Source organism: Catenulispora rubra, assembly GCF_015356825.1.
In the GTDB taxonomy this organism is placed as follows: Bacteria; Actinomycetota; Actinomycetes; order Streptomycetales; family Catenulisporaceae; genus Catenulispora; species Catenulispora rubra.
In genome coordinates, this window is record NZ_JAACYW010000072.1 from 1 (window position 1) to 21,556 (window position 21,556).

14 protein-coding genes and 1 pseudogene are annotated in these 21,556 nt (G+C 71.1%); 7 read left to right on the top strand and 8 right to left on the bottom strand.

Translation table 11 applies throughout. The annotated features are described in order from the left end of the window. Positions 1-441 precede the first annotated feature (441 nt). On the top strand, positions 442-1,758 hold the full coding sequence (locus tag GWK61_RS21145) for an alginate lyase family protein (protein WP_194910634.1): 1,317 nt from the start codon (positions 442-444) through the stop codon (positions 1,756-1,758). Here GWK61_RS21145 and GWK61_RS21150 read toward each other — a convergent pair. Then, positions 1,748-2,656, bottom strand: coding sequence for an alpha/beta fold hydrolase (locus GWK61_RS21150; RefSeq protein ID WP_194910636.1), 909 nt, complete (start codon positions 2,654-2,656; stop codon positions 1,748-1,750). The genes GWK61_RS21145 and GWK61_RS21150 overlap by 11 nt on opposite strands. Before the next feature lie 69 nt (positions 2,657-2,725). On the opposite strand from GWK61_RS21150, the gene GWK61_RS21155 reads away from it, so the two are divergent. The 3 genes from GWK61_RS21155 (at position 2,726) to GWK61_RS21165 (ending at position 5,194) form a co-directional block, all read left to right on the top strand. Then, complete coding sequence (locus GWK61_RS21155) at positions 2,726-3,133, top strand: winged helix-turn-helix transcriptional regulator (protein WP_323747675.1); 408 nt, start codon at positions 2,726-2,728, stop codon at positions 3,131-3,133. Positions 3,134-3,165: 32 nt separating this feature from the next. Then, on the top strand, positions 3,166-4,227 hold the full coding sequence (locus GWK61_RS21160; RefSeq protein ID WP_194910642.1) for an ATP-binding cassette domain-containing protein: 1,062 nt from the start codon (positions 3,166-3,168) through the stop codon (positions 4,225-4,227). Positions 4,228-4,306: 79 nt separating this feature from the next. Then, positions 4,307-5,194: an ABC transporter permease gene (locus GWK61_RS21165; RefSeq protein WP_194910644.1), complete on the top strand. Its 888-nt coding sequence runs from the start codon at positions 4,307-4,309 to the stop codon at positions 5,192-5,194. Positions 5,195-5,217: 23 nt separating this feature from the next. Here GWK61_RS21165 and GWK61_RS21170 read toward each other — a convergent pair whose 3' ends face one another. The 5 genes from GWK61_RS21170 to GWK61_RS21190 all read right to left on the bottom strand — a co-directional run bounded on the left by GWK61_RS21170 (position 5,218) and on the right by GWK61_RS21190 (position 13,007). Continuing rightward, complete coding sequence (locus tag GWK61_RS21170; protein ID WP_194910645.1) at positions 5,218-7,473, bottom strand: XRE family transcriptional regulator; 2,256 nt, start codon at positions 7,471-7,473, stop codon at positions 5,218-5,220. A gap of 197 nt (positions 7,474-7,670) precedes the next feature. Then, the gene (locus GWK61_RS21175; RefSeq protein WP_194910647.1) at positions 7,671-8,735 is read right to left on the bottom strand and encodes a threonine aldolase family protein; all 1,065 of its coding nucleotides are present in this window, start codon (positions 8,733-8,735) and stop codon (positions 7,671-7,673) included. Between the two features lie 53 nt (positions 8,736-8,788). Beyond that, a complete protein-coding gene (locus tag GWK61_RS21180; protein ID WP_194910648.1) occupies positions 8,789-9,502 on the bottom strand; it encodes an SDR family NAD(P)-dependent oxidoreductase in 714 nt (237 codons plus the stop codon). 140 nt (positions 9,503-9,642) lie between these two features. After that, positions 9,643-11,778: a DUF6421 family protein gene (locus GWK61_RS21185; RefSeq protein WP_194910649.1), complete on the bottom strand. Its 2,136-nt coding sequence runs from the start codon at positions 11,776-11,778 to the stop codon at positions 9,643-9,645. Positions 11,779-12,038: 260 nt separating this feature from the next. After that, positions 12,039-13,007 (bottom strand): NADP-dependent oxidoreductase, encoded by a 969-nt coding sequence (locus GWK61_RS21190; protein ID WP_194910650.1) that lies wholly within the window; start codon positions 13,005-13,007, stop codon positions 12,039-12,041. A 71-nt stretch (positions 13,008-13,078) separates the two neighbouring features. Here GWK61_RS21190 and GWK61_RS21195 point away from each other — a divergent pair, with 71 nt between their 5' ends. Together GWK61_RS21195 and GWK61_RS60855 are read left to right on the top strand one after the other, a co-directional pair. Next, positions 13,079-14,053: a GlxA family transcriptional regulator gene (locus GWK61_RS21195; RefSeq protein ID WP_194910651.1), complete on the top strand. Its 975-nt coding sequence runs from the start codon at positions 13,079-13,081 to the stop codon at positions 14,051-14,053. A 97-nt stretch (positions 14,054-14,150) separates the two neighbouring features. Continuing rightward, a pseudogene (locus GWK61_RS60855) lies at positions 14,151-15,154 on the top strand (DUF4037 domain-containing protein). 134 nt (positions 15,155-15,288) lie between these two features. On the opposite strand, the gene GWK61_RS21205 reads toward GWK61_RS60855, so the two are convergent. Next, a complete protein-coding gene (locus GWK61_RS21205; protein ID WP_194910652.1) occupies positions 15,289-17,085 on the bottom strand; it encodes an ABC transporter ATP-binding protein in 1,797 nt (598 codons plus the stop codon). Position 17,086: 1 nt separating this feature from the next. Continuing rightward, positions 17,087-18,841, bottom strand: a complete 1,755-nt coding sequence (locus GWK61_RS21210; protein ID WP_194910653.1) for an ABC transporter ATP-binding protein — start codon at positions 18,839-18,841, stop codon at positions 17,087-17,089. Between the two features lie 215 nt (positions 18,842-19,056). Here GWK61_RS21210 and GWK61_RS21215 point away from each other — a divergent pair, with 215 nt between their 5' ends. After that, positions 19,057-21,516 (top strand): sensor histidine kinase, encoded by a 2,460-nt coding sequence (locus GWK61_RS21215; protein ID WP_194910654.1) that lies wholly within the window; start codon positions 19,057-19,059, stop codon positions 21,514-21,516. Positions 21,517-21,556 lie beyond the last annotated feature (40 nt).

Below are 21,556 nucleotides of genomic sequence, written 5' to 3' on the forward strand. Positions count from 1 at the left end.
ATCCTGGTGATCGTCGCCGCGGTCTGGAACAGCAAGCGCAAGTCGATCGCCGTCTCCGACTCCAACTCCGACTCGCACTCCACCCCGGTCACCGGCACCGGCCCGGCGGGCGGCCCTTGGACCGTCACCTGGTGACGGTCAGGCCGAGATCTCCTCCGGAAGGCTTGCAAGGCACAGGGACCGGAGGACGCACAGTCGGGTCGCTTCGACGGTCATGTCCCTGCCCCTTCCTTTCCGATCTCGGCTTCGGAACCGCTTGATGGGTACATCCTGCCGGGCTCGCAGGGTGCGGACAACCGATTTAACCGGCGGGTGAAGCGGAGCGAATGAGTTCATTGACGTGCCCCGTCTGCCGCGCGACACTGAGGCCGCGGAATTCATGACTCTGTCATCGCTTCACGTATGTGAACCACCTCTGCCAGACGGAACGGGAGATCTTCGTTGAAACGCAGCCGCACGACGCCTCGAATACTCGCAGCCCTCGCCCTCGTCACCGGCTTGCTGGCGCCGTCGGCGGCCACAGCCTCCGCACATTCAGGAGAATCCGCGCATCCCGCGCAGCAGAGCTCGCCGGCGCACCGGTTCCAGGTTCCGGCGACCGTCGTCCTGGACGGCTACCGCCTGGCCCTGACCCGCGAGCTCGTGCGCGTCGGCGTGCCGTCGCTGCAAGCTCCGCTGGCTGACCTGCGCAAGCAGGCCGACGCCGCGCTCACCACTGGGCCCTGGTCCGTCACGGACAAGCCGCAGCTGCCGCCGAGCGGCGACAAGCACGACTACCTGAGTCAGGCCCCTTACTGGTGGCCGACCCAGCCCGCCACCGCCGCCAACCCCTGGGGCTGCCCGTACGTACAGCGCGACGGGGTGCGCAACCCGGCGATCGACGACATCACCGACCACGCCGAGCGCGGCGAGATGTTCAACGCCGTCTACGACCTCACCCTGGCCTGGTACTACACCGGCGACGCGGCGTACGCGCGGCGCGCGGCGCTGGACCTGCGCACCTGGTTCGTCGACCCGGCCACGCGCATGAACCCGAGCCTGGACTTCACGCAGTTCATCCCCTGCGCGGTCAGCGGCCGGGGCATCGGCATCATCGACTTCTCGCAGCAGTTCACCGACCTCCTCGACGCCGTCGCGCTGCTGAACACCGGCGCGCCCGGCTGGTCGGCCGCCGACAACGCCGGCATGACGACCTGGAACAAGCAGTTCCTCAACTGGTTGCAGACCAGCAAGAACGCCTCCGACGAGGCCGCCTCGACCAACAACCACGGCTCGTTCTTCGACATGCAGGAGGCCGCGCTGGCGCTGGCCACCGGGCAGCCGGCGCTGGCCCGCTCGATCGTCGTGACGGCGGAGACCAAGCGGCTGAACGTGCAGCTCGCCGCGAACGGCGGCCTGCCGCTGGAGCTGGCCCGGACGCGCAGCTACCACTACTCGACGTTCGACCTGGTCGCGCTGACCCGGCTGGCGATGATCGGCCGACACGTGGGCGTCGACCTGTGGCACTACGCCACCCCGACCGGCGGCACCCTGTTCAAGGCCGTCGACTTCGTCGTCCCGGCCGCCACCGGCCAGGCCGCGTGGACGTACCCGGAGCTCCAGTTCCAGGCGTTCGCGGCCGACGACGTCGTGCACGCCGCGGCCGACGCCGGGGACCGCACGGCGCGCGCCGCCGTGGCGAAGCTCCCGACGCCGCCCGGCGGGGACGTCTGGCTGCTGCGACCGGCGCCGGAGCAGTTGGACCCGATCAGCGGCTAGTGATCGAAGAATCTGACAGCGCGATCGGCGAGCTGTGCAGGAAGTCGTTCAGCGCGACAAGCAGAGCCTCGGGGCGATCCAGCGGAATGATGTGTCCGCACTCTGCGATGTCGTGCCGGGTGACGTCGTCCGCGATCTGCCGCAGCTGCTGGTAGAGCGTCGGCCCGACCGGCTGCGCACCGACCGCCAGCACCGGCACGGTCAGCCGGTGCCCGGCGGTCGCGGCAGCGATCTGACGCCCCGTCTCGGGCATCGCGCGGTAGTGCTCGAAGGCGCAGCGCAGGGACTCGGTACCGGTGTACGCGGCGACGAAAGCGTCGCGTACACCGGCGGAGATGCCGCGTCCCTGCGTTCCGGTCGCCAGGAACCAGTCCACGTATTCGGCCTCGTGTCCGGCCAGGACCGTCTCGGCCAAGCCCGGCACGGCATGGAAGCCGAACCACCACGGCGCACCGGCAGCCAGGAAGTCTTCAGCACCAGGCAGACGACCGAGTATCGCCTCCATAAGCACCAGCTGACGCACCACATCCGGCCGGCGCATGGCGAGCAGGAACGCCGGGGCGGCGCCGGCATCGATACCGACGACCGCAGCGGAGTCCACGTCCAGAGCGGCGAGCAGTCGTTCGGCGTCGGCAGCGAGGCTTTCGCCGTCGTAGCCCCCGGCGGCACGTGAGCTGTCCCCGAGCCCGCGCAGATCCGGGGCGATGACCCGGAACCGCTCGGAGAGCGGACCGATGACGGCGCTCCAGAGCCGCCAGGTGTGCGGGAACCCGTGCAGCAACAGCAGCGCCGGGCCGCTGCCGACGACGGCGACGTTCACCTCGATCCCGTTGGCGGGCACGCGGAGCAGTTCGACCGGCGTTGACACGGGTCCTCCCAGATGAAAAGCGGTTACCATTGGATATCTCGTAACCGTAGGAGAGCGATGGAGCGGCGCCAAGACGGCACTTCTCCATCAGGTGGTGAGGTGGAAGTGACCGCCCTGGCCGACGGCGCACGCGGCGACCTGTTCGATCCGGCGTGCCCGACCCGCGAACTGCTCGACCGGCTCGGCACGAAGTGGACGTCGATGGCGGTGAAGGTGCTCGCCGAGGCCGCACCGCAGGAGGTCCGCTTCGCCGAGCTGCGGCGCCGGATGCCCGGCGTCTCCCAGAAGATGCTCTCGACCACGTTGCAGGGCCTGGTCAAGGACGGTCTCGCACTGCGCCGCGTCGAGCCGACCGTCCCGCCGCGCGTGCACTACAGCCTGACGCCGCTCGGCCTGTCGCTGGAGGAGCCGCTAGCCGCACTTCGAGCGTGGGCCGAGGAGCATATGGCGGAAATCGATCGTGCCAACGAGCGTGCGGCGACCGAACGAGGGATGGCTGAGCTGTAGCGGGCTCCGGTCGGCGGCAATAGCCTGAGCGTGTGGAGTCCCCAGCGGTCCCGGTACCGCAACCGCAACCGGGGGCCACGGCCTCGGCCGGCGTCAGCGATGCCAGCGATCGCAGCGGCGGCACCGACAGCAGTGCAGTCAGCGAGGCCGGCAGCGTCATCAGCACCCGGGAGCTGACCAAGGTCTACCGCGGCACGGATTTCGCCGCCGTCGACAAGCTGGACCTGGACGTGCGGCCCGGCGAGATCTTCGGCCTGCTCGGCCCGAACGGCGCGGGCAAGACGACCACCGTCGGCATGCTCACCACGCGGGTGGTGCCCACCGCCGGGCAGGCGTTCGTCGGCGAGGTGGACGTGGTGGCGCGGCCGGCCCTGGCCAAGCAGCTGATCGGCGTCGTCTCGCAGCAGAACACGCTGGACCGGCAGCTGACCGTCTGGGAGAACCTGTACGTCCACGGCCTGCTGTTCGGCATCCCCCGGCCCGAGTCGCGCCGCACCGCCGACCGGCTGCTGGAGCAGTTCCAGCTGGCCAAGTGGGCCAAGGCCTCGGTCTTCGCGCTGTCCGGCGGCATGGCGCAGCGCCTCATGGTCGCCCGCGCCATCTTCCACCGGCCCGCTGTGCTGTTCCTGGACGAGCCGACCGCCGGGCTGGACCCGCAGAGCCGGCTCGCGCTGTGGGACATCCTCGGCGAGCTCAACGCCGACGGCCAGACCATCCTGCTGACCACGCACTACATGGAGGAGGCCGACCGGCTGTGCGGCCGGGTGGCGATCATGGACCACGGCCGCATCCTGGCCCTGGACACCCCCGCGCGGCTCAAGCACGGCGTCGATGCGGACACCGTGGTCTCGATCAAGGCGCGCGGCGACCTCGACGCCCTCGGGGCCGCGCTGCGCGAGTCCGTCTCCGGCATCACCCGGCTGCGGGCCTCCGGCGACAGCCTCGAACTGCACCTGCGCGGCGCCGACGGCTCGCTGGCGCGGATCATCGGCGCCGCGGAGAGCGCCGGCTATGTCGTGGCCGACCTGTCGGTGGCCGCGCCGAGCCTGGAGGACGTGTTCATCGGCCTGACCGGTAAGGAGCTGAGGGACTGATGACGGCTCAGGAGCTGATGACCGTTCAGAGACTGATGGCCGCTCAGAGGCCGATGACCGTTCAGGGGCTGAGGCACCGATGACCGCGCGAACCGAGGCTGTGCGCGGCACCGGACAGCAGATCCGCTCCCGCCCGGCGCGCTCGGCCGCCGCCGCGTCCCGCACCGCGCTGGGCGCGCTGATCCTGCGCGACCTGATGGTGCTGAAGAAGCACTTCGGCGAGTTCGTGGCGCGCACGCTGGTCCAGCCGTTCCTGCTGGTCTTCGTGTTCTTGTACGTGTTCCCCACGATCGGCCAGGGCATCGGCGGCGGAGGCGGCGCGCGCAGCGAGTCGGCGTTCGCCACGGTGCTGGTGCCGGGGGTGGTCGGGATCGCGATCATGTTCCAGGGCATCCAGGCGGTGGCGCTCCAGCTGGCCTCGGAGTTCGGCTACACGCGCGAGATCGAGGACCGGGTGCAGGCGCCGTGCCCGATCTGGCTGGTGGCGATGGCGAAGGTCTTCTCCGGCGCGGTCCAGGGCATGATCTCGGCGCTGCTGGTGTTCCCGATCGCGGCGGTGGTGCACGCCAAGGGTGTGCACGCCGACCTGTCGTACCACTGGTGGATCCTGCTGACGCTGATCCCGCTCGCGTGCGTGGCGATGACGTCGCTGGGGCTGCTGCTGGGCACGACGTTCGAGGCACGCAACATCGGCCTGATGTTCGGCTTCGTGGTGCTGCCCCTCACGTTCCTCGGCGGGACGTACTACGAGTGGACGCGGCTGGCGCCGGTGAAGGTCGGCGGGTTCCCCTGGCTGCAGACGCTGGTGCTCGTCAATCCCCTGATCTACATCAACGAGGGGATGCGCGCGGCGCTGACCGACGCGCCGCACATGCACCTCTATATCGTGTATCCGGTGCTGATCGGGTTCCTGGCGTTGTTCTTGGGCTTGGGGCTGCGCAACTTCGGGCGGCGCGTCCTCTCCTAGGCGGCGGCTGGAGCAACCCCGCATCAGCCCCACTCGGCCAACAGCGCATCGGCCTCCGCGACCTCCTCGGCGGCGTCGACCTCGGCGAACCGTTCGCGCGCCGACCGGAGCAGCGTCGCAGCTTCCTTACGTCGGTCGGTGCGGTCCAGCAGGAGGGCGAAGCCGCGCTCGACCTTCGCCTGCTGGTATGGGGTCCCGGCCGCTTCGGCCCGGGTCAGGGCCAGGCGGTAGGCGTCCTCGGCGGCGGTGTGTGTGCCAGTCTGTTCGTAGGCGCGCGCCAGGTACCAGGCGGTGAGGAGCAGTGCGACGTCGGCGATGAGCTGGAGGCCGGGGCCGTCCTGCGGGACGCGCGCCAGCTCCACGCCTTCGCGAAGCTTCTCAATGCCCTCATCGGCTTGGCCCAGCATGAGCGAGATCATGCCGACCGTTTGCAGAGCATTGAGTCGGCCCTCGTAGTCTTCGCTCTGGGCGAACAACCGGTCCGCATCCTGCGCGTGCCGCAGCGCTTTGGACAGATCCAGCTGCGCTTCGGCGTTGGCCGCGAACAGGAATGCCCAGGCTTGCGGGCTCACTGCTCCGGCCGTTTCCGCGATGGCCGCCGCGCGCAGGGCGGTCTGCGCGGCCGTCGCGTGTTCGTGGCGCTGCGCCTGTGCCCAGGACAGGTAGTTCAGTTGCTTGGCCTGGGCCACGGTGTCGCCGAGCCGGTCGGCGGCCTCGACGCCGAGCACGAAGAGCTCGTGCCAGTGCGTCCACAGGAACCAGCGGTCGGAGTACCAGCGCACTGCTTCAGCTGTATCAATGACCTGACGATGTTTGCCCTCCGACGCGGCGATTCGGACGGCGCCGAACCAGTTGTCCGCCTCGTCCTGCAGCCACGCCGAGGCGGCCTCGGCGCTCGACAGGTCCACCGGGAGGTCCCAGTCGGCCGGGGCGGCGCCGTATGAGGGCTCGAACCATCGGCCGGCGGCGACGGCCACGGTCAGCAGCCAGTCGGTCATCGCGGCGGCCAGGGGTTCGCGTTGCCCGGGCTCCTCGGCGTCGAGGCGGTCGCCGGCGAACAGGCGGATCAGGTCGTGGAAGCCGTAGCGGCCGGTGTCGGTCTGGGACAGCAGACCGAGTTCATGGAGCTCGTCCAGCAGCTCCTCGGTGTCGAGGACCGAGGCGCCGATCAGCGTCGAGGCCAGCGGCGCGGCGAAGTCGGGGCCGGGCACGAGCGCCGCCCGACGGCACAGGCGCTGGGCGGCCGGGGTCAGGTGGTCGTAGGACATGGCGAAGGCCGCGGTGATCTGCAGGTCGCCGGCGTGGATCTGCTCCAGGCGGCGCTCGGAGTCACCGAGCCGGTCGGCGAGCTGGCGGGCGGTCCAGCGAGGGCGGGTGGCCAGGCGGTTGCCGATGATGCGCAGCGCGAGCGGCAGGCCGCCGCACAGCGCCGCCAGGTCCTCCAGGCCGTCGCCTCGGGGGCCCTCGGTGTCGCCGATGATCGAGGTCAGCAAGTGCTGGGCCGCGGCGTCGTCGAGGATCGGGACCGCCAGGCGCTCGACGCCTTCCAGGCCTGTCAGGAGTCTGCGACTCGCGACGAACACCGATCCGACGCCTCCGCCGGGTAACAGGGGACGAACTTGCTCCTCGTCGCGGACATTGTCCAGGACGACGATCGCCGGCCGCTGCTCCAGCAGCGTGCGGAACTGGCCGGACCGGCTGTCGAGGTCGTCGGGCATGTCGCGGTTGCCGACGCCGAGCGCTTTCAGGAGGCGGAACAGGGCCACGGCCGGTTCCAGGGGCTCCGGGTCCATACCGCGCAGGTCCACGTAGAGCAGGGGAAGGCCCGCCGCCGCGGCCGCGCGGCGACCGGCTTCGACCGCGAGCGTGGTCTTGCCGACGCCGCCCGGACCGGAGAGCACGGCGACGGCAGCGGCTGCGCTTTCATCGGAGCCGGACTCTGCGGCTAGCGCCACGAGCCGGTCGACTTCCGCATCACGTCCGGTGAAGTCGGCAACCGGCCGCGGCGGAACGCACCAGCCGCCGGGCGCGGTGACCGGACGGGGACGGCCCACGTCGGCCAGCTGCTCCAACGCCTGCCGCTCGGCGTCGTCGAGAGCAAGGCCGTCGGCCAGCGCCAGAACCGTCCGGCGTTGCGGGCCAAGGCTTTGGCCACGCTCCAGGGCACCGACCGTCCGGACGCTGACGCCGGAGGCCTCAGCCAGCGCCTCCAAGGTCAGCTGGGCTCGCAACCGCAGGCGGCGCAGCTCCGTCGCGAAGGTCGTCTCCAGCTGCGGCATGGCGGCCCTCCCGGTCGGTGGTGTGACCGTTGATCTTAGTGGGCCGAACGGGTGTGCACAGCTCAGGAGCTTCGGAGCCGGCGTCGTGGCGGGCTTCCCCACCACGGCGCCCGGCCTATCTCAGCTCCCGTATACCTCGGCCGCCCGGTCCTGACCCCCGAATCAGGACCGAGCAGACCGGCGCCGCACCGGGCCCGTCAGGCCCCGGCGTGGCTCATCTCCTCCCGCACCGCGGCGGCGAACGCGTCGATGTCCGCCTCCGTGGTGTCGAACGAGCACATCCAGCGCACCTCGCCGGTGTGCTCGTTCCAGGTGTAGAAGCGGAAGCGCTTCTGTAGGCGCTCGGTGACGTCGCGCGGCAGCTCCGCGAACACCGCGTTCGCCTGCACCTGCTGCGTGATCGTCACGCCCGGCACGTCGCGCACCGCCGCCGCGAGCCGCTGCGCCATCGCGTTCGCGTGCGAGGCGTTGCGCAGCCACAGGTCGCCGGACAGCAGCGCCTCGAACTGCGCGGAGACGAAGCGCATCTTCGAGGCCAGCTGCATCGACATCTTGCGCAGGTACATCACGCCGTGCGCGGCGTCGGGGTTGAGCACGACGACGCACTCCCCCAGCATCAGGCCGTTCTTGGTGCCGCCGAAGGTCAGCACGTCCACGCCGGCGTCGGTGGTGAACTCCTTGAAGGGACGGCCGAGGGTCGCCGCGGCGTTGGCCAGGCGGGAGCCGTCCAGGAAGACCTTCATGCCGTGCTGGTGCGCGTGGTCGCAGATCGCCTTGATCTCCTCGGGGGTGTAGCAGGTCCCGAGTTCGGTGGACTGCGTGATCGCGACCACCAGCGGCTGCGCGCGGTGCTGGTCGCCCCAGCCCCAGGCGTGGGTGTCGATGAGGTCCGGGGTGAGCTTGCCGTCGGGGGTGGCCACGGTCAGCAGCTTCAGGCCGCCGATCTTCTCCGGCGCCCCGCACTCGTCGACGTTGATGTGCGCGGTGGAAGCGGCGATCACCGAGCCCCAGCGCTCGATCATCGCGTCCATCGCCACCACGTTGGCGCCGGTGCCGTTGAACACCGGGAACGCCTCGGCGCGCGGGCCGAAGTGGCCCTGGAAGATCTCCTGCAGGTGCTCGGTGTAGACGTCCTCGCCGTAGGAGATCTGGTGGCCGCCGTTGGCGACGGCGATCGCCTCCAGGACCTCGGGGTGGATCCCGGCGTAGTTGTCGCTGGCGAAGCCACGGTAGTCGAGGTCGTGGCGTCGGGTGATGGTCACGGGTGGTTCCTTCGCAGAGTTTCGCAGTGTTCTGTCGCGAGTCGGGGCGCAGGTCAGGGCGCGAGCCGGACGCGGGTGCCGTTGACCTCGGCGGCCGACTGCCCGAACAGCTTCACGATCTCCGAGGCCAGGTCGTCGACGTGGGTGTAGCCGGGGAACTTGCCCTCCGGCTTGGCCTCCTTCATGGCGTCGGTCAGCAGCGCCTTGACGACCAGCACGACCGCGGCGGCGTTGTCGCCGCCCTTCTTGAAGTTGTCGGCCAGCGCCAGCGTCCAGGCCTCGGCGGCGGCCTTGGCCGCGCCGTACGCCGCGTTGCCGGCGGTCGGCGCGGAGGCGGCGGTCGCCGAGATCAGCACGAAGCGGCCGTCGCCGGCGGCGTCCAGAGCGTCGTGGAAGGCCAGCGAGGTGTGCTGCAGGGTCTGGATCAGCAGCTTGTGCAGCAGCTCCCAGTCCTCCAGCTTGGTCTCGCCGAAGGTCTTCGAGCCGCGCCAGCCGCCGACCAGGTGGATCACGCCGTCGACGCGGCCGTGCTCCTTCAGCACGCCCTCGGCGAAGGCCTTGGTGGCGTCCAGGTCAAGCAGGTCCACGACGGCCGGGACGGCGCGACCGGGCCCGACGGCGACCGCGGCGGCCCGCTCGGCGTTCTCGGTCGTGGTGTCGATGCCGATGACGGTCGCGCCGGTCGCGGTCAGGGCCCGCACCACGGCACCCCCGGCGCCGCCGCCGGCGCCGGCCACTACGACCACTGAGTCGGTGTTCAGGCTCATGCTGGAAGTCTCCGATCGAAACAGTGTCCGGATATACAAAGCGTTCAAGGCATGCGAGGCATACGAGGCGAGGCCACCGCGACTCCGCAGCGCCGACAGCGACCCTAACGCGTAGCGCCGCCTCAGCTGCTCAGCCGGTCTCAGCCGGTGACGCCCCGAGTGGCCTCGATCACCGGCTTCAGCTTCTTGTTCAGGGCCTCGTAGAACATCGACAGCGGGAACTCGTCCGGCAGCACCGCGTCGACCAGGCCCTTCGGCGGCCCGTCCAGCGGCAGCGCGGAGGCGCCCTGCGCCCAGACCGAGTTCGGGTTCGGCGCCACGTAGCTCGCGACCAGCTGGTAGGCGGCCATCCAGTGTGCCGACTTGGGCCGGTCGATGCCGTCCCGGTACAGCGTCTCGACCTCGGTGGCCAGCGCGATCACCGCGTCGGCGATCCGCGACCAGTCCACGGCCAGCCGGTTGTCGGTCCAGTGGATCAGGCCGTGCCGGTGCAGGTAGGCGAACAGCAGCTGGCCGCCGAGGCCGTCGTAGTTGCGGACCCGGCCGCCGGTGATCGGGAAGCGGAACAGGCGGTCGAACAGGATCGTGTACTGGACCAGGCGCGCGTGCGAGGCGCCGGTGCCGCCGTCGCGTTCGAGGTTCACCGCAGCGCGGAACGTCGTCAGGTCGCAGCGCAGCTCCTCCAGCGAGTACAGGAAGTACGGCATCCGCTGCTTGATCATGAACGGGTCGAACGGCAGGTCGCCGTGGCTGTGCGTGCGGTCGTGGACCAGGTCCCAGAGCACGAACACCTCCTGCGTCAGCCGCTGGTCCTCCAGCAGCCGCGCGGCGTCCGGCGGCAGCGACATCTTCAGCGTCGCCGCGGCGGCCGAGGTGACCATCCGGAACCGCGCGGCCTCGCGGTCCTGCATGATGGCGCCCCAGGTGAACACCGGGGTCTCGCGCACGGCCACGGTCTCGGGGAACAGCACGGCGCTGTTGGTGTCGTAGCCGGCGGTGAAGGCGTCGGCGGCGACGAACTCGATCGGCACGAACTGCGGGTTCGGGTACTTGTCGCGCTCCAGTTCGGCGATCCAGTCCGGCCACACGGTGCGGATGACCAGCGCCTCGAAGTTGCGGTCCAGGTTGCCGTTCTGCGTGTACATCGGGAACACCACGAGGTGCTCGCGGCCGTCCTCGCGCTGCGCGGCCGGGTGGAAGGCGCCGAGGGAGTCCAGGAAGTCGGGCACGCCGAAACCTTCCTCGGCCCAGCGGCGCAGGTCCTTCAGGACGGCGTCGAGGTAGTCCGCGTCGTGCGGGAACTCCGGTGCCAGCAACTCCACGGCCGCGCCGATGCGCTTGGCCAGGGACTCGGCCTGCGTGCGGTCGTGACCGGCCTCGAAGTCGATCGAGCCGTCCTTGGACTGGAGCGGCCGCAGCTCCTCGATCGCCGCCTTCAGGTCGCCGAACGCCTCCGAGGAGGCGACCGGGTGCGGCACGACGTCGGCCGCGTTGGCCTGCTTGGGGCGGCGCGAGGCCCAGGTGACGGCGTTGATCCAGAGCGCGCGGTGGTCGTAGTCGGCGATCGAGTCGTCGCCGAACATGTCGGAGTCGGCGAACACCGCGACCCGGCCCTTGCCGAAGCGGACGCCCACGGCCAGCGGCCGGTCGGCGGGGTCGGCGGTCGGCGAGGAGTTGAGCAGCGGCAGGATGTCGGCGTCCTGGGCGGTGAACAGGGTGCCGGAGCGGTAGAAGCAGGCCTCGGCGACGCCGGCCAGCACGTCCTCGGCCTCGATCCGGTTCTCCGGCAGCGCGGCGCGCTCGGCCAGCACCCAGCGGGCGTTGCCGTTGTGCCGCCGCGCGGCGTCCTGCACCGTGAAGTGGTCGATGCCGACGCCGAAGCGGCCCAGCAGCGCGGCCAGGTTGGAGCCGGTGTCCTGCTCGCTGTCGGCGAGCAGCACCAGGCCGCCGCCGGCGGCCACGTAGGACTGGAGAATGTCCAGCTCAGCCGGGGTGAAAACGGGAGTCCCGACGCCGGTGGTGCGCTCGCGCGCGGGATCGGCTGGGTGCGCGATGACCAGGACGTCGGCGCCGAAGAGCGAGTCGGGCGTGAAGGCGCCCTCGCGGTGCGCGGTGACGGAGTAACCCCGCCCGCGCAGGAGGTCGGCGGCATGCGTATAACCGGCGTCGGCCGGATTCACGGGATTCATCGCCAGGGCGTCGGCCGGATCGATCGTCCAGGCCTCGCTGTGGGCCTCGTCGAACAGGACTCGCAGGATTCCCGTGTGCTGCCGCATGTGTCACCTCGCCTGATCATCGGATGATTGGTGGAAGAAATAGTGTGCGACCAGTCTAGCGACGGAAATCCTGCGGAATCAATCCTTGATCGCCGGATTACCTTGCGATCGCTGGGGGTAACGGGGCGGCCGGGACCGGTGCGGCCGGTCCCGGTGGTCGAGATGGTGGCCGGGCACGGCGGCGCCCCGGACCGGTGGTGCGGTCCGGGGCGCTCGTGAGGTGGTTGTGAGGTGATCTGGAGTCGATCGCCTGCCGGCGGTCAGTCCTCGACGACGGTCAGGACGATCTTGCCCGCGACGCGGTTGGTCTCGCCGAGCTCGTGCGCCTTGGCGGCGTCGGCCAGCGGCAGGACCGTGTCGACCACCGGGCGCAGCCGGCCTTCGGTCACCAGGGCGCGGATCGCGGTCAGGCCGCCGAGGTCCGGCTCGACCAGCATGAAGTCGGCGGTGACGTCGCGCTCGGCGGCGCGCGCCTTCATCGCGGGGGTGACGTCGTAGCTCAGGGCGACGAAGGTGCCGCCGGGGTTCATGGTGCGCAGGGAGCGGTCGAAGTAGTCGCCGCCGATGGCGTCGACGACCACATCGACGCCGGTCACGGTCTCGGCGAAGTCCACCTCGCGGTAGTCGACCACCTCGTCGGCGCCGAGTTCGCGCAGGAGGTCGTGCTTGGCTGCGCTGGCCGTGCCGACGACGTTCGCGCCGAGGGCCTTGGCGATCTGGACCGCGAGATGGCCGACGCCGCCGGCTGCGGCGTGGATCAGGACCCTCTGGCCCGGCTGGACGTCGGCGAAGTCGTGCAGGGCCTGGTAGGCGGTGAGCGCGGCGAGCGGGAGGGCGGCGGCCTGGACGTGGGTCAGGTCCGCGGGCTTGCCGACGAACTGGCGGGCCGGGGCGGCGACGTACTCGCTGTAGCCGCCGGGGAAGTGCGGGAACAGCGGCATGCCGAAGACCTCGTCGCCGGGCTGGAACAGAGTGACGCCGCGGCCGACCGCCTCGACGACGCCGGAGACGTCCCAGCCGAGGATCGGGCCCTGCTCGGTGACGTCGTGGCGGCCGGCCCAGCCGCCGGAGGCGCGGGTCTTCCAGTCGGCCGGGTTGATCGCGGCGGCGTGCACGCGGACCAGGATCTCGGTGCCACCGGGCTGGGGCTTGGGGACGCGGGTCTCTTTCAGGACGTCGGCGGGGCCGGGCTTGGTGGCGACGATCGCGCGCATGCTCTGTTCGGTCATGGCTCTACGTTCGCGGACCGTCCCCGGAGGCTGACAGTGGCCGGATGGCCAACATGTGAAAGAATCGGGCCATGACTCACCACCGGCACCGCGTCGTGGTCCTCGCGCTGGACGGCGTGATCCCGTTCGATCTGGGCATTCCGGGGCGGCTGTTCGGCGCGGCGCCGGGTCCGGACATGGAGCCGCTGTATGACGTTGTGACCTGCGGGTTGACGGCCGGGCCGGTGACTACGACCGAGGACTACTCGCTGTATGTCGAGCACGGCGCGGAGGCGTTGGCCGAGGCGGACACGGTGATCATTCCGCCGGCGTATCCGATCGTGGACGAGCTCGCCGACGGCGCACCCCTGCCAGCGGAGTTGGCCGAGGCGCTGGCTCGGATCCGTCCGGAGACGCGGAAGGTGGCGTTGTGCACCGGCGCGTACGTTTTCGCCGCCGCCGGGCTGCTCGACGGCCGGAAGGTGACGACGCACTGGCACCAGGCCGAGCGGATGGAGGAGCTGTTCCCGACGCTGTCGGTGGATCCGAATGTGTTGTTCATCGACGACGGCGACATTCTCACCTCGGCCGGTGTCGCGGCCGCGATCGACCTGTGCCTGCACATCATCCGCACCGATCATGGGAGTTCGGTGGCGAACGCCGCGGCGCGCGCCTGCGTGGTGCCGCCGTCGCGGGACGGCGGTCAGGCGCAGTACATCGAGCGGCCGGTCCCGACGCCGGCGGCCACCGGGACCGGGCCGGCGCGCGCGTGGGCTTTGGAGCGGTTGCACGAGCCGCTGACGTTGCAGGACATGGCCGGTCAGGCGCGGATGAGTGTCAGGACTTTTACTCGCCAGTTCCGGACCGAGACCGGGCAGAGCCCCGGGCAGTGGCTGACGGTGCAGCGGGTGGATCTGGCGCGGCACTTGTTGGAGGCGACCGATCTGCCGATCGACCGGGTGGCGGAGAAGGCGGGGTTCGGGACGGCTACGTCGATGCGGCAGCATTTGCGGGCTTCGGTGGGGGTGTCGCCGCAGGCTTATCGGCGGACTTTCGCTCGGGTTTGAGGGCTGGGGCGGCGCGGGGACGGGGATGGCCGGCCAGCCGGAGCGGCGCGCCGAAAATCGGTCGCGCGGCGGCGATCTTCGAGGGAGGCTTCCTGGTATGACCGCTCCGGATTTCGTGCCCGGCCTGGAGTTGTCGCGACGTTTCTACCTCGAAGCCGTGCTGCCGATCCTCGACAAGGAAGTGCCGGGGTTGCCGCACTCCGTTGCACGCCTCGGCAGCGGTTCGGAGGTGCTGGGCTTCGACACGGCGCGTTCCTCGGATCACGATTGGGGTCCGCGTTTGCAGCTGTTCCTGGCGCCGGATGATGTGGAGCGGCTTGTGTCAGCGTTCGCATATCAGCTCCCGAAGACGTTCCTCGACTACCCGACTTGGATCGACGTCGCAGGGGTCGATGACTGGCTGACCGGGTTCCTGGGGTTCACGCCGTCGCGGGGCGTGACGACCGCCGACTGGCTCGCGACGCCGACGCAGCGGCTGCTGGAGGCCACGTCGGGCGCGGTGTTCCACGACGGCTCGGGCAGCTCACGGCCGATCGGGCGCGGCTGGCGTGGTATCCGCACGATGTGTGGCTGTACGTGCTGGCGTGCCAGTGGAAGCGGATCTCGCAGGAGGAGGCCTTCGTCGGCCGCTGCGGCGAGGTCGGCGACGAGCTTGGGTCGGCGGTGGTGTGCGCACGGCTTGTCCGCGACCTGATGCGGCTGGTGCTGCTGATGGAGCGGCGGTATCCGCCGTACAGCAAGTGGCTCGGGTCGGCCTTCGCACGCACCGATGCGGGACCGAGCCTGGTGCCGCTCATGACCGCCGCACTCGCCGCGACGGATTGGAAGGCGCGCGAGCGGGAGCTCGGGCAGGTCTACACACTCGTGGCCAAGCAGCACAACGCCCTCGGCCTGACCGACCCGCTCGATCCGGCAACGCGCCTGTACTTCGAGCGACCCTTCCAGGTCATCGGCGCCGAGCGCTTCACCGCCGCGCTACTGGAGCGCATCGGGGACGCGCAGCTCCGAGCCCTGCCTCAGGCCGGCGCGATCGACCAGTTCGCCGACAACACCGACTTCCTGGGGCAGGCCGAGTTCACGCGCGGGGCGATCCGCATCTGAGCGCGGCCTCGACGCGGGCGGCGGCATTTTGTTAGGACCTTTTCGCCCCATATAAAAGGTGTACCTCGCGCCACTGACATCATCCGCGCACAGCCGATCACCTGCCCGAGCTAGCCCGCGTGCCCGCGATCTCGCTAAACCTGCTCCGCCGCCGCAGCTCCGCGCCCATGCCACGACTCCCACAGCCCCGCGTACGCGCCGCCGGTCGCGACCAGCTCCTCGTGGCTGCCGAGTTCGGCGATCACGCCGTCTTCGACCACTGCGACGCGGTCGGCGTCGTGGGCGGTGTGCAGGCGGTGGGCGATGGCGATCACTGTGCGGCCTTCGAGGACTGCTGCCAGGGAGCGCTCCAGGTGGCGGGCGGCGCGGGGGTCGATCAGGGAGGTCGCCTCGTCGAGGACCAGGGTGTGGGGGTCGGCCAGGACCAAGCGGGCCAGTGCCAGTTGCTGGGCTTGGGCCGGGGAGAGGGTGTGGCCGTCGGCGCCGATCGCGGTTTGCAGTCCTTCGGGCAGCGCTTCGGCCCAGGTCAGGGCGTCGACTGCGGACAGGGCGTCGCGGACCTGGGTGTCGGTGGCCTCGGGGCGCGGGAGGACCACGTTCTCGCGGACGGTGCCGGCGAACACGTGGTGTTCCTGGTTCACCAGCGCCACCTGGCCTCGGAGGTCCGCCAGCGGGAGCTCGACCAGGGGGACGCCGCCGACGGCGATCGAGCCTGCGGTGGGGCCGTGGATGCCAGCCAGGAGGCGGCCGAGGGTCGACTTGCCCGCGCCGGAGGGGCCGACCATCGCCAGCCGCTCGCCGGCGGTCAGGGACAGGTCGACGCCGTGCAGCACCTCGCGGCCCGGGACGTAGGAGTAGCGCACGTCGCTCGCCCGCAGGTCCTCGCCCTGCGGCTGCTCGCCGGAGGCCTCGCGGTCGGCCGGGACGCCCGCCACGCCGAGCAGCCGCGCCAGCGAGGCGCCGCCGACCTGCAGCTGGTCGGCCCAGGCCAGCATGTCGTCGATCGGCCCCATGATCTGCTGCATGTACAGCGTGGCCGCCGTGACCTGCCCGAGGGTGAACCACCCGTGCACGTACCCCAGCCCGCCGAGCAGCAGCGTCAGCGCCACCGGCAGGATGTAGCAGGACTCTGTCGTCGGCCAGAACACGCACCGCAGCCGCAGCGTGTAGCGCTCGGCGGCGAACTGCCGCCGGATGTCCTCGTCGGTGCGGTCGATCCGGTACCGCTGCAACCCCAGCGCCTCGACGGTACGCGCGCCGTCCACGGTCTCGGCCAGACTGTCGGTCATGTCCGCGTAGCGCGCGCTCTCGGCGAGGTAGCCCTCCGGCGCGCGCTTCATGTACCAGCGGAACACCACCCCGATCGGCGGCACGATGACCAGCAACGGCAGCACCGCCCAGGGGCTGACCAGCGCCAGCGCGACGACGGTGAGCAGGACCGTGACGATCGCGACCAGCGTGGTGGGCACCCCGTACCGCGCGGCCATGCTCAGCATGTCCACGTCCCGCGACGAGCGCGAGAGCAGGTCGCCGCTCCCGGCCCGCTCCACCACGGACAGCGGCAGCTCCAGCACCCGCGCCACGAAGTTCTCGCGCAGCTCGGCGAGCACGCCCTCGCCGAACTTGCCGGCGGCCAGCTTCGCGTACCGGGTCACCACGGTCTGCACGACCAGGAACAGCGCGATCAGCCCGACGATGGTGTCGACGTGCCCTGCGGTGGTCCCGTGCTGCACCCCGTCGATCAGCGACCCCAGCAGCCGCGGCCCGAACAGCCCGGCCACCGCGGCCAGCGCGAACAACCCAACAGTCAACAGCAGGTCCCGGCTGCGGGCCCGAGCGACGTGCCCCGCATACAGGCGCACCTCGGGATACGTCGCCACCGGCAGCGCCTGGCGACCGGCGGACTCGGGCCGAGGCCCCGACTCGGTCATCTCAGTCCTCTTCCCTGGTCACGGTGGCCCGGTAGCCGGGCACGGTCGCCAACAGTTCGCGGTGCCGGCCCTCGGCCGCGGCCCGGCCGCCGGCCAGGAACACCACGCGCTCGGCCCGGTCGAGCATCAACGGGCTGGTGGTGAACACCACCGTGGTCCGGCCGGCCCGGGCCGCCGCCAGCCGCTCGGCGATGCGGGCCTCGGTGTGCGCGTCGACCGCGCTGGTCGGCTCGACGAGCAGCAGCACCTCCGGGTCGGCGAGCAGCGCACGGACCAGGCGCAACCGCTGCTGCTGGCCGCCGGAGAAGGACCGGCCGCGCTCGGAGACCGTGGCGTCCAGGCCGTCGGGCAAGGCCTCGATGATGTCCTCGGCCGCGGCGGTGTGCAGGGCGGCGGTCACGCGGGCCACGCCATCAGCGTGGGCGCCAACGCGGGCATCAGCACCAGCACCAGCACCAGCACCAGCACCAGCACCAGCCAGCCCGTCGGCCAGCCGCCCCGAGAACAACCGCGAATCGTTGTCCGCGACCAGCACCCGACGCCGCAGACTCCCCAGCGGCATCGCTTCGAGCGGCACGCCGTCCAGCGTGACCCCGTCGGCGTCCCGGTAGCGCCCGAGCCGGTCGGCGAGCTCGATCGCCTCCGCCGGATCCGCGGCGGCCACCGCCGTGAACGACCCCGGCTTCAGATTCAGCCCCGAGTGCTCGTCCACAAGCGCCCCGCTCCCCTCGGCCCCCTCCGCGGAACCCGCAGTCTCGGCCAGCGGATGGCGCAGTGCCAGGACCCTGACAACCTTGGTCGCCGCCACATGTGCCCGCAGCAGCCGACCCCAGGCCTCGGTGATCGTCCGCAGCGGCAGCACCAGGAACGCGGCGTAGCCGTAGAACGCCACCAGCTGCCCCGTGGTGATCTCGTGCGACACCGCCAACCGGGCCGCCAGCCACGTCACGCCCACCACGAACAGCCCGGGCAACAGCACCTGCGCCGACTCCAGCACCGACTCCACGCGCGCGACCCGCACCCCGGCGAACCGCAGCTCCTGCGACTGCTCCCGGTAGCGCTCGGCGAACTCCGGCTCGCCGCCGATGCCGCGCAGCACCCGCAGCCCGGCCACGATGTCGTTGGCGCGCCCGGTCAGCTTGCCCTGCAGCGCGCGCACCTCGCTCTGCCGCCGGTGCATCGGCTTGAGCAGCGGCCCGACCAGGGCCATGATCAGCGGCACGCCGATCAGCACCGTGAGCCCGATCCGCACCTCGGTGCTGATCAGCAGCACCGAGACCAGCACCACCGACACCACCGCGCCGGCGAACCGCGCGCTGACGTCCATCGTGCTGCCGATGCTGGAGGTGTCGGCGGTGCCGATGGACACCACGTCGCCGGTGGCGATTCGGCTCGGGAGGGTGGCGCCGAGGTCGGTCGCCTGGCGCGCGGTGAGCTGCACGGTGCGATAAGCGGAGGTCAGCCAGTTGGTGACGGCGCACCGGTGGCGCAGGATCCCGGCCAGCCCGGTCAGGCAACCCAGGAGAAGCACTACGGCGGACCAGCGCCAGATCTCGCCGGTGTCCTTCGCGGTGACGCCGGCGTCGATGGTCTTGCCGATCGCGGCCGGCATCAGCGCCTGGCTCACCATCCAGACCACGCCCCAGAACGCGCCGAGCGTCATCGACGTCCACTGCATCCGTACGAGCCAGATCAAGTACCGGGTCGCCGATCGGGTGTCCGGAAGGCCGGGGTCTGGTTCGGGGAGGCGCCGCATGATCGCCACGCTAGTAGCGGCCCCGGGGCGGGGCCACCGAATTTAACGCCGCCACCACCTGCGCGAATAGTCCAGGCTATTCGAGGCTTGACTCAGGTCCCCAGGTCCGGGTTGGATGAGGCCACCTTGCCCGGCATCACCCGCATCACACCCGCACCACACGCGTCGCAAACAGTGGCGCCCATACCCTGTCAGCCTTGTCGCGAGGGGCCGCCTTGAGGATCACGCGCAGGCTCGGCGTCCTGGTCGCCGTCCCGCTCGCCGCGGTGTCCGGCTTCGGGGCCGTGGCGCTGACCGCCTCCGCCGGCGCGGCCTGGCGCAGCGAGCGTCTGTGGTCCCTGATGCACACCTCAGACGCCGCGGGCACGCTGTTGTCCCGCTTACAGGACGAGCGCACCGCGATGGCGTTGCTGCTCACCACCCACCAGAACCAGATCACCCCGGACGTCGAGACCCGGATCGCGCAGACCGACGCGGCGCTGGCCTTCTACCGGCAGCAGGTCCGCGCCATGCCGCGGATCACGCCGGGTACCAGGACCCTGCTTTCGCGCATCGACCAGGACCTGACGCAGCTGACGACGCTGCGCGCGCAGATCAAGGCGCAGTCCGCGCCGGCGCTGTCCACGGTGGTGTTCCAGTACCGCATCGCGATCGCCGACCTGGCGCAGCTGCGCAGCTCGGTGATCGACGACGGCAGCGCGACGCAGCCGATCGCGGCCCGGTTACAGGCCGCGAACCTGCTGTATCAGGCCTCTGAGGCGACCGGCCAGGAGGAGTCCGACGTGCTGCGCTCGGCGGTCGGGCTGCCGCTGACCCCGGCCGCGGTCGCCGCCGTCGCGCACGACCGGCAGGCCTACGACGACGCGATGGAGGCCTTCGACACCGCGGCCCCGGCCGGCTGGAACGAGCGCCCGGACCAGGCGATGACCACCGGGGACATCCTGACCGCGCAGCAGTTCGAGGACCAGATATCCCACCTGGGCCCCGGGGAACTGCTGTCCCCGGACAAGGACATGTGGGTGCAGACGATGAGCGCCCGGCGGACCGCGCTGGACACGGTCCGCGAGGAGATGGACATGGCCACCATGTCCGCCGTGGCGAAGCTGCGCGACCGCTCCGAGCACATCGCCGAGGTGGAGGCCGCCGCGATCGCCGGCACCGCGCTGCTGGTGGTGATGATCAGCCTGCGGCTGGGCCGGCCGATGATCAGGGGCCTGCGACAGCTGCGGGACGCCGCGAACACCGTCGCGTTCACCGGCCTGCCGGCCGCCGTGGAGGAGCTGCGCACCGCCGAGTCGCTGGTCGGCCGCAGCCCCGAGGAATTCGCCGACCACGCCGGCGACGCGCTGCCGCTGGGCACCGGGCGCGGGGACGCGCTGAACGCGAACGACCCGAAGGACGAGCTGGCCGCCGTCGCGCGGGCCTTCAACTCGGTGCACCGCGAGGCGCTGCGGACCGCCGCGGAGCAGGTGCTGCTGCGCGCCGGCGTGGGCGCCACGTTCGTGGCCCTGGCCCGCCGCGGCGAGCGCCTGACCGGCGCGCTGACCAGCGAGCTGGACCGGGCCGAGCGGCTGGAGCAGGACCCTGACCGGCTGGCGCGGTTGTTCGTGCTGGACCACCTGGCCGCGCGGATGGCGCGGAACAACGAGAGCCTGCTGGTGCTCGGCGGCGAGGGCTCGGCGCGGGTGCGGGAGCGCCCGGTGACGCTGCTGGACGTGTTGCGGGCGGCGCTGGGCCGGATCGAGCGGTACACGCGCGTGGATCTGCAGGCCGTCGATCCGGGGGTCGTCATCGCGCCGCACGTCGTGGACCACCTGGTGCACCTGTGCGCGGAGCTGCTGGACAACGCGACCGCGTTCTCCGCGCCGGACAGCCGGGTGACCGTCGAGGGCCACCGGATGACCGACCGGGTGATCATCCAGATCGCCGACCGGGGCCTGGGCATGACCCCGGCCCGGCGCGCGGAGCTGAACACGCAGCTGGCCGCGCCCCGGCAGGTGGACAGCGAGACGGTTCGGGCGATGGGCCTGACCGTGGCCGCGCACCTGGCCGCGTGGTACGGGATCGAGATCCAGCTGCGGGCCCGGCCCGGCGGCGGGACGGTGGCCGAGGTGGGGCTGCCGTTGCGGGTGGTCTCGATGATGGAGGCCGGTGCCGTTCCTGCTAACGGCGTCGGCGGTGGCGTCGGTATCGGCGGCATCAGCGGCGGCGTTCACCTCACGTCCGACACGATCGCTTCGGTCGACGGGGACGCCGACCCAGCCGAGGACATCGACTGGCCGGAATTGCCGTTCCCTGATATCGATGAGCCTGTCACTGTCGTCGCCGACGGCAGCGCTCCCGTCAACGGCAGCGCCGCGCTCAACGGCAGCACCGCACACAATGGCAGTGCTCAGATCAACGGCAGTAACGGATCTCAGGCTTCTGACACCTCTACTACTGTGAACGGCCTGCCCGTACGTCGCCCGAAGGCCCACTTGCCGGCCAAGGCGCGGCGCGCCCCGGCCCCGGAACCGGCCGCGTCTCCAGAGTCCACATCCAACGGCGGGCCCGGCAGCCACCCCGAGCCCGTCAAGAAGAAGGCCCGCATCGACCGGGACCCCGAGTACGTGGCGGCGACCATGGCCGCCTACGCGCGCGGGCTCAGCGGCCGCAACGGACCGAAATCGCAGTGACGCACACCCCTCATGCCATCCTCTAGCCCCACGGGAACCG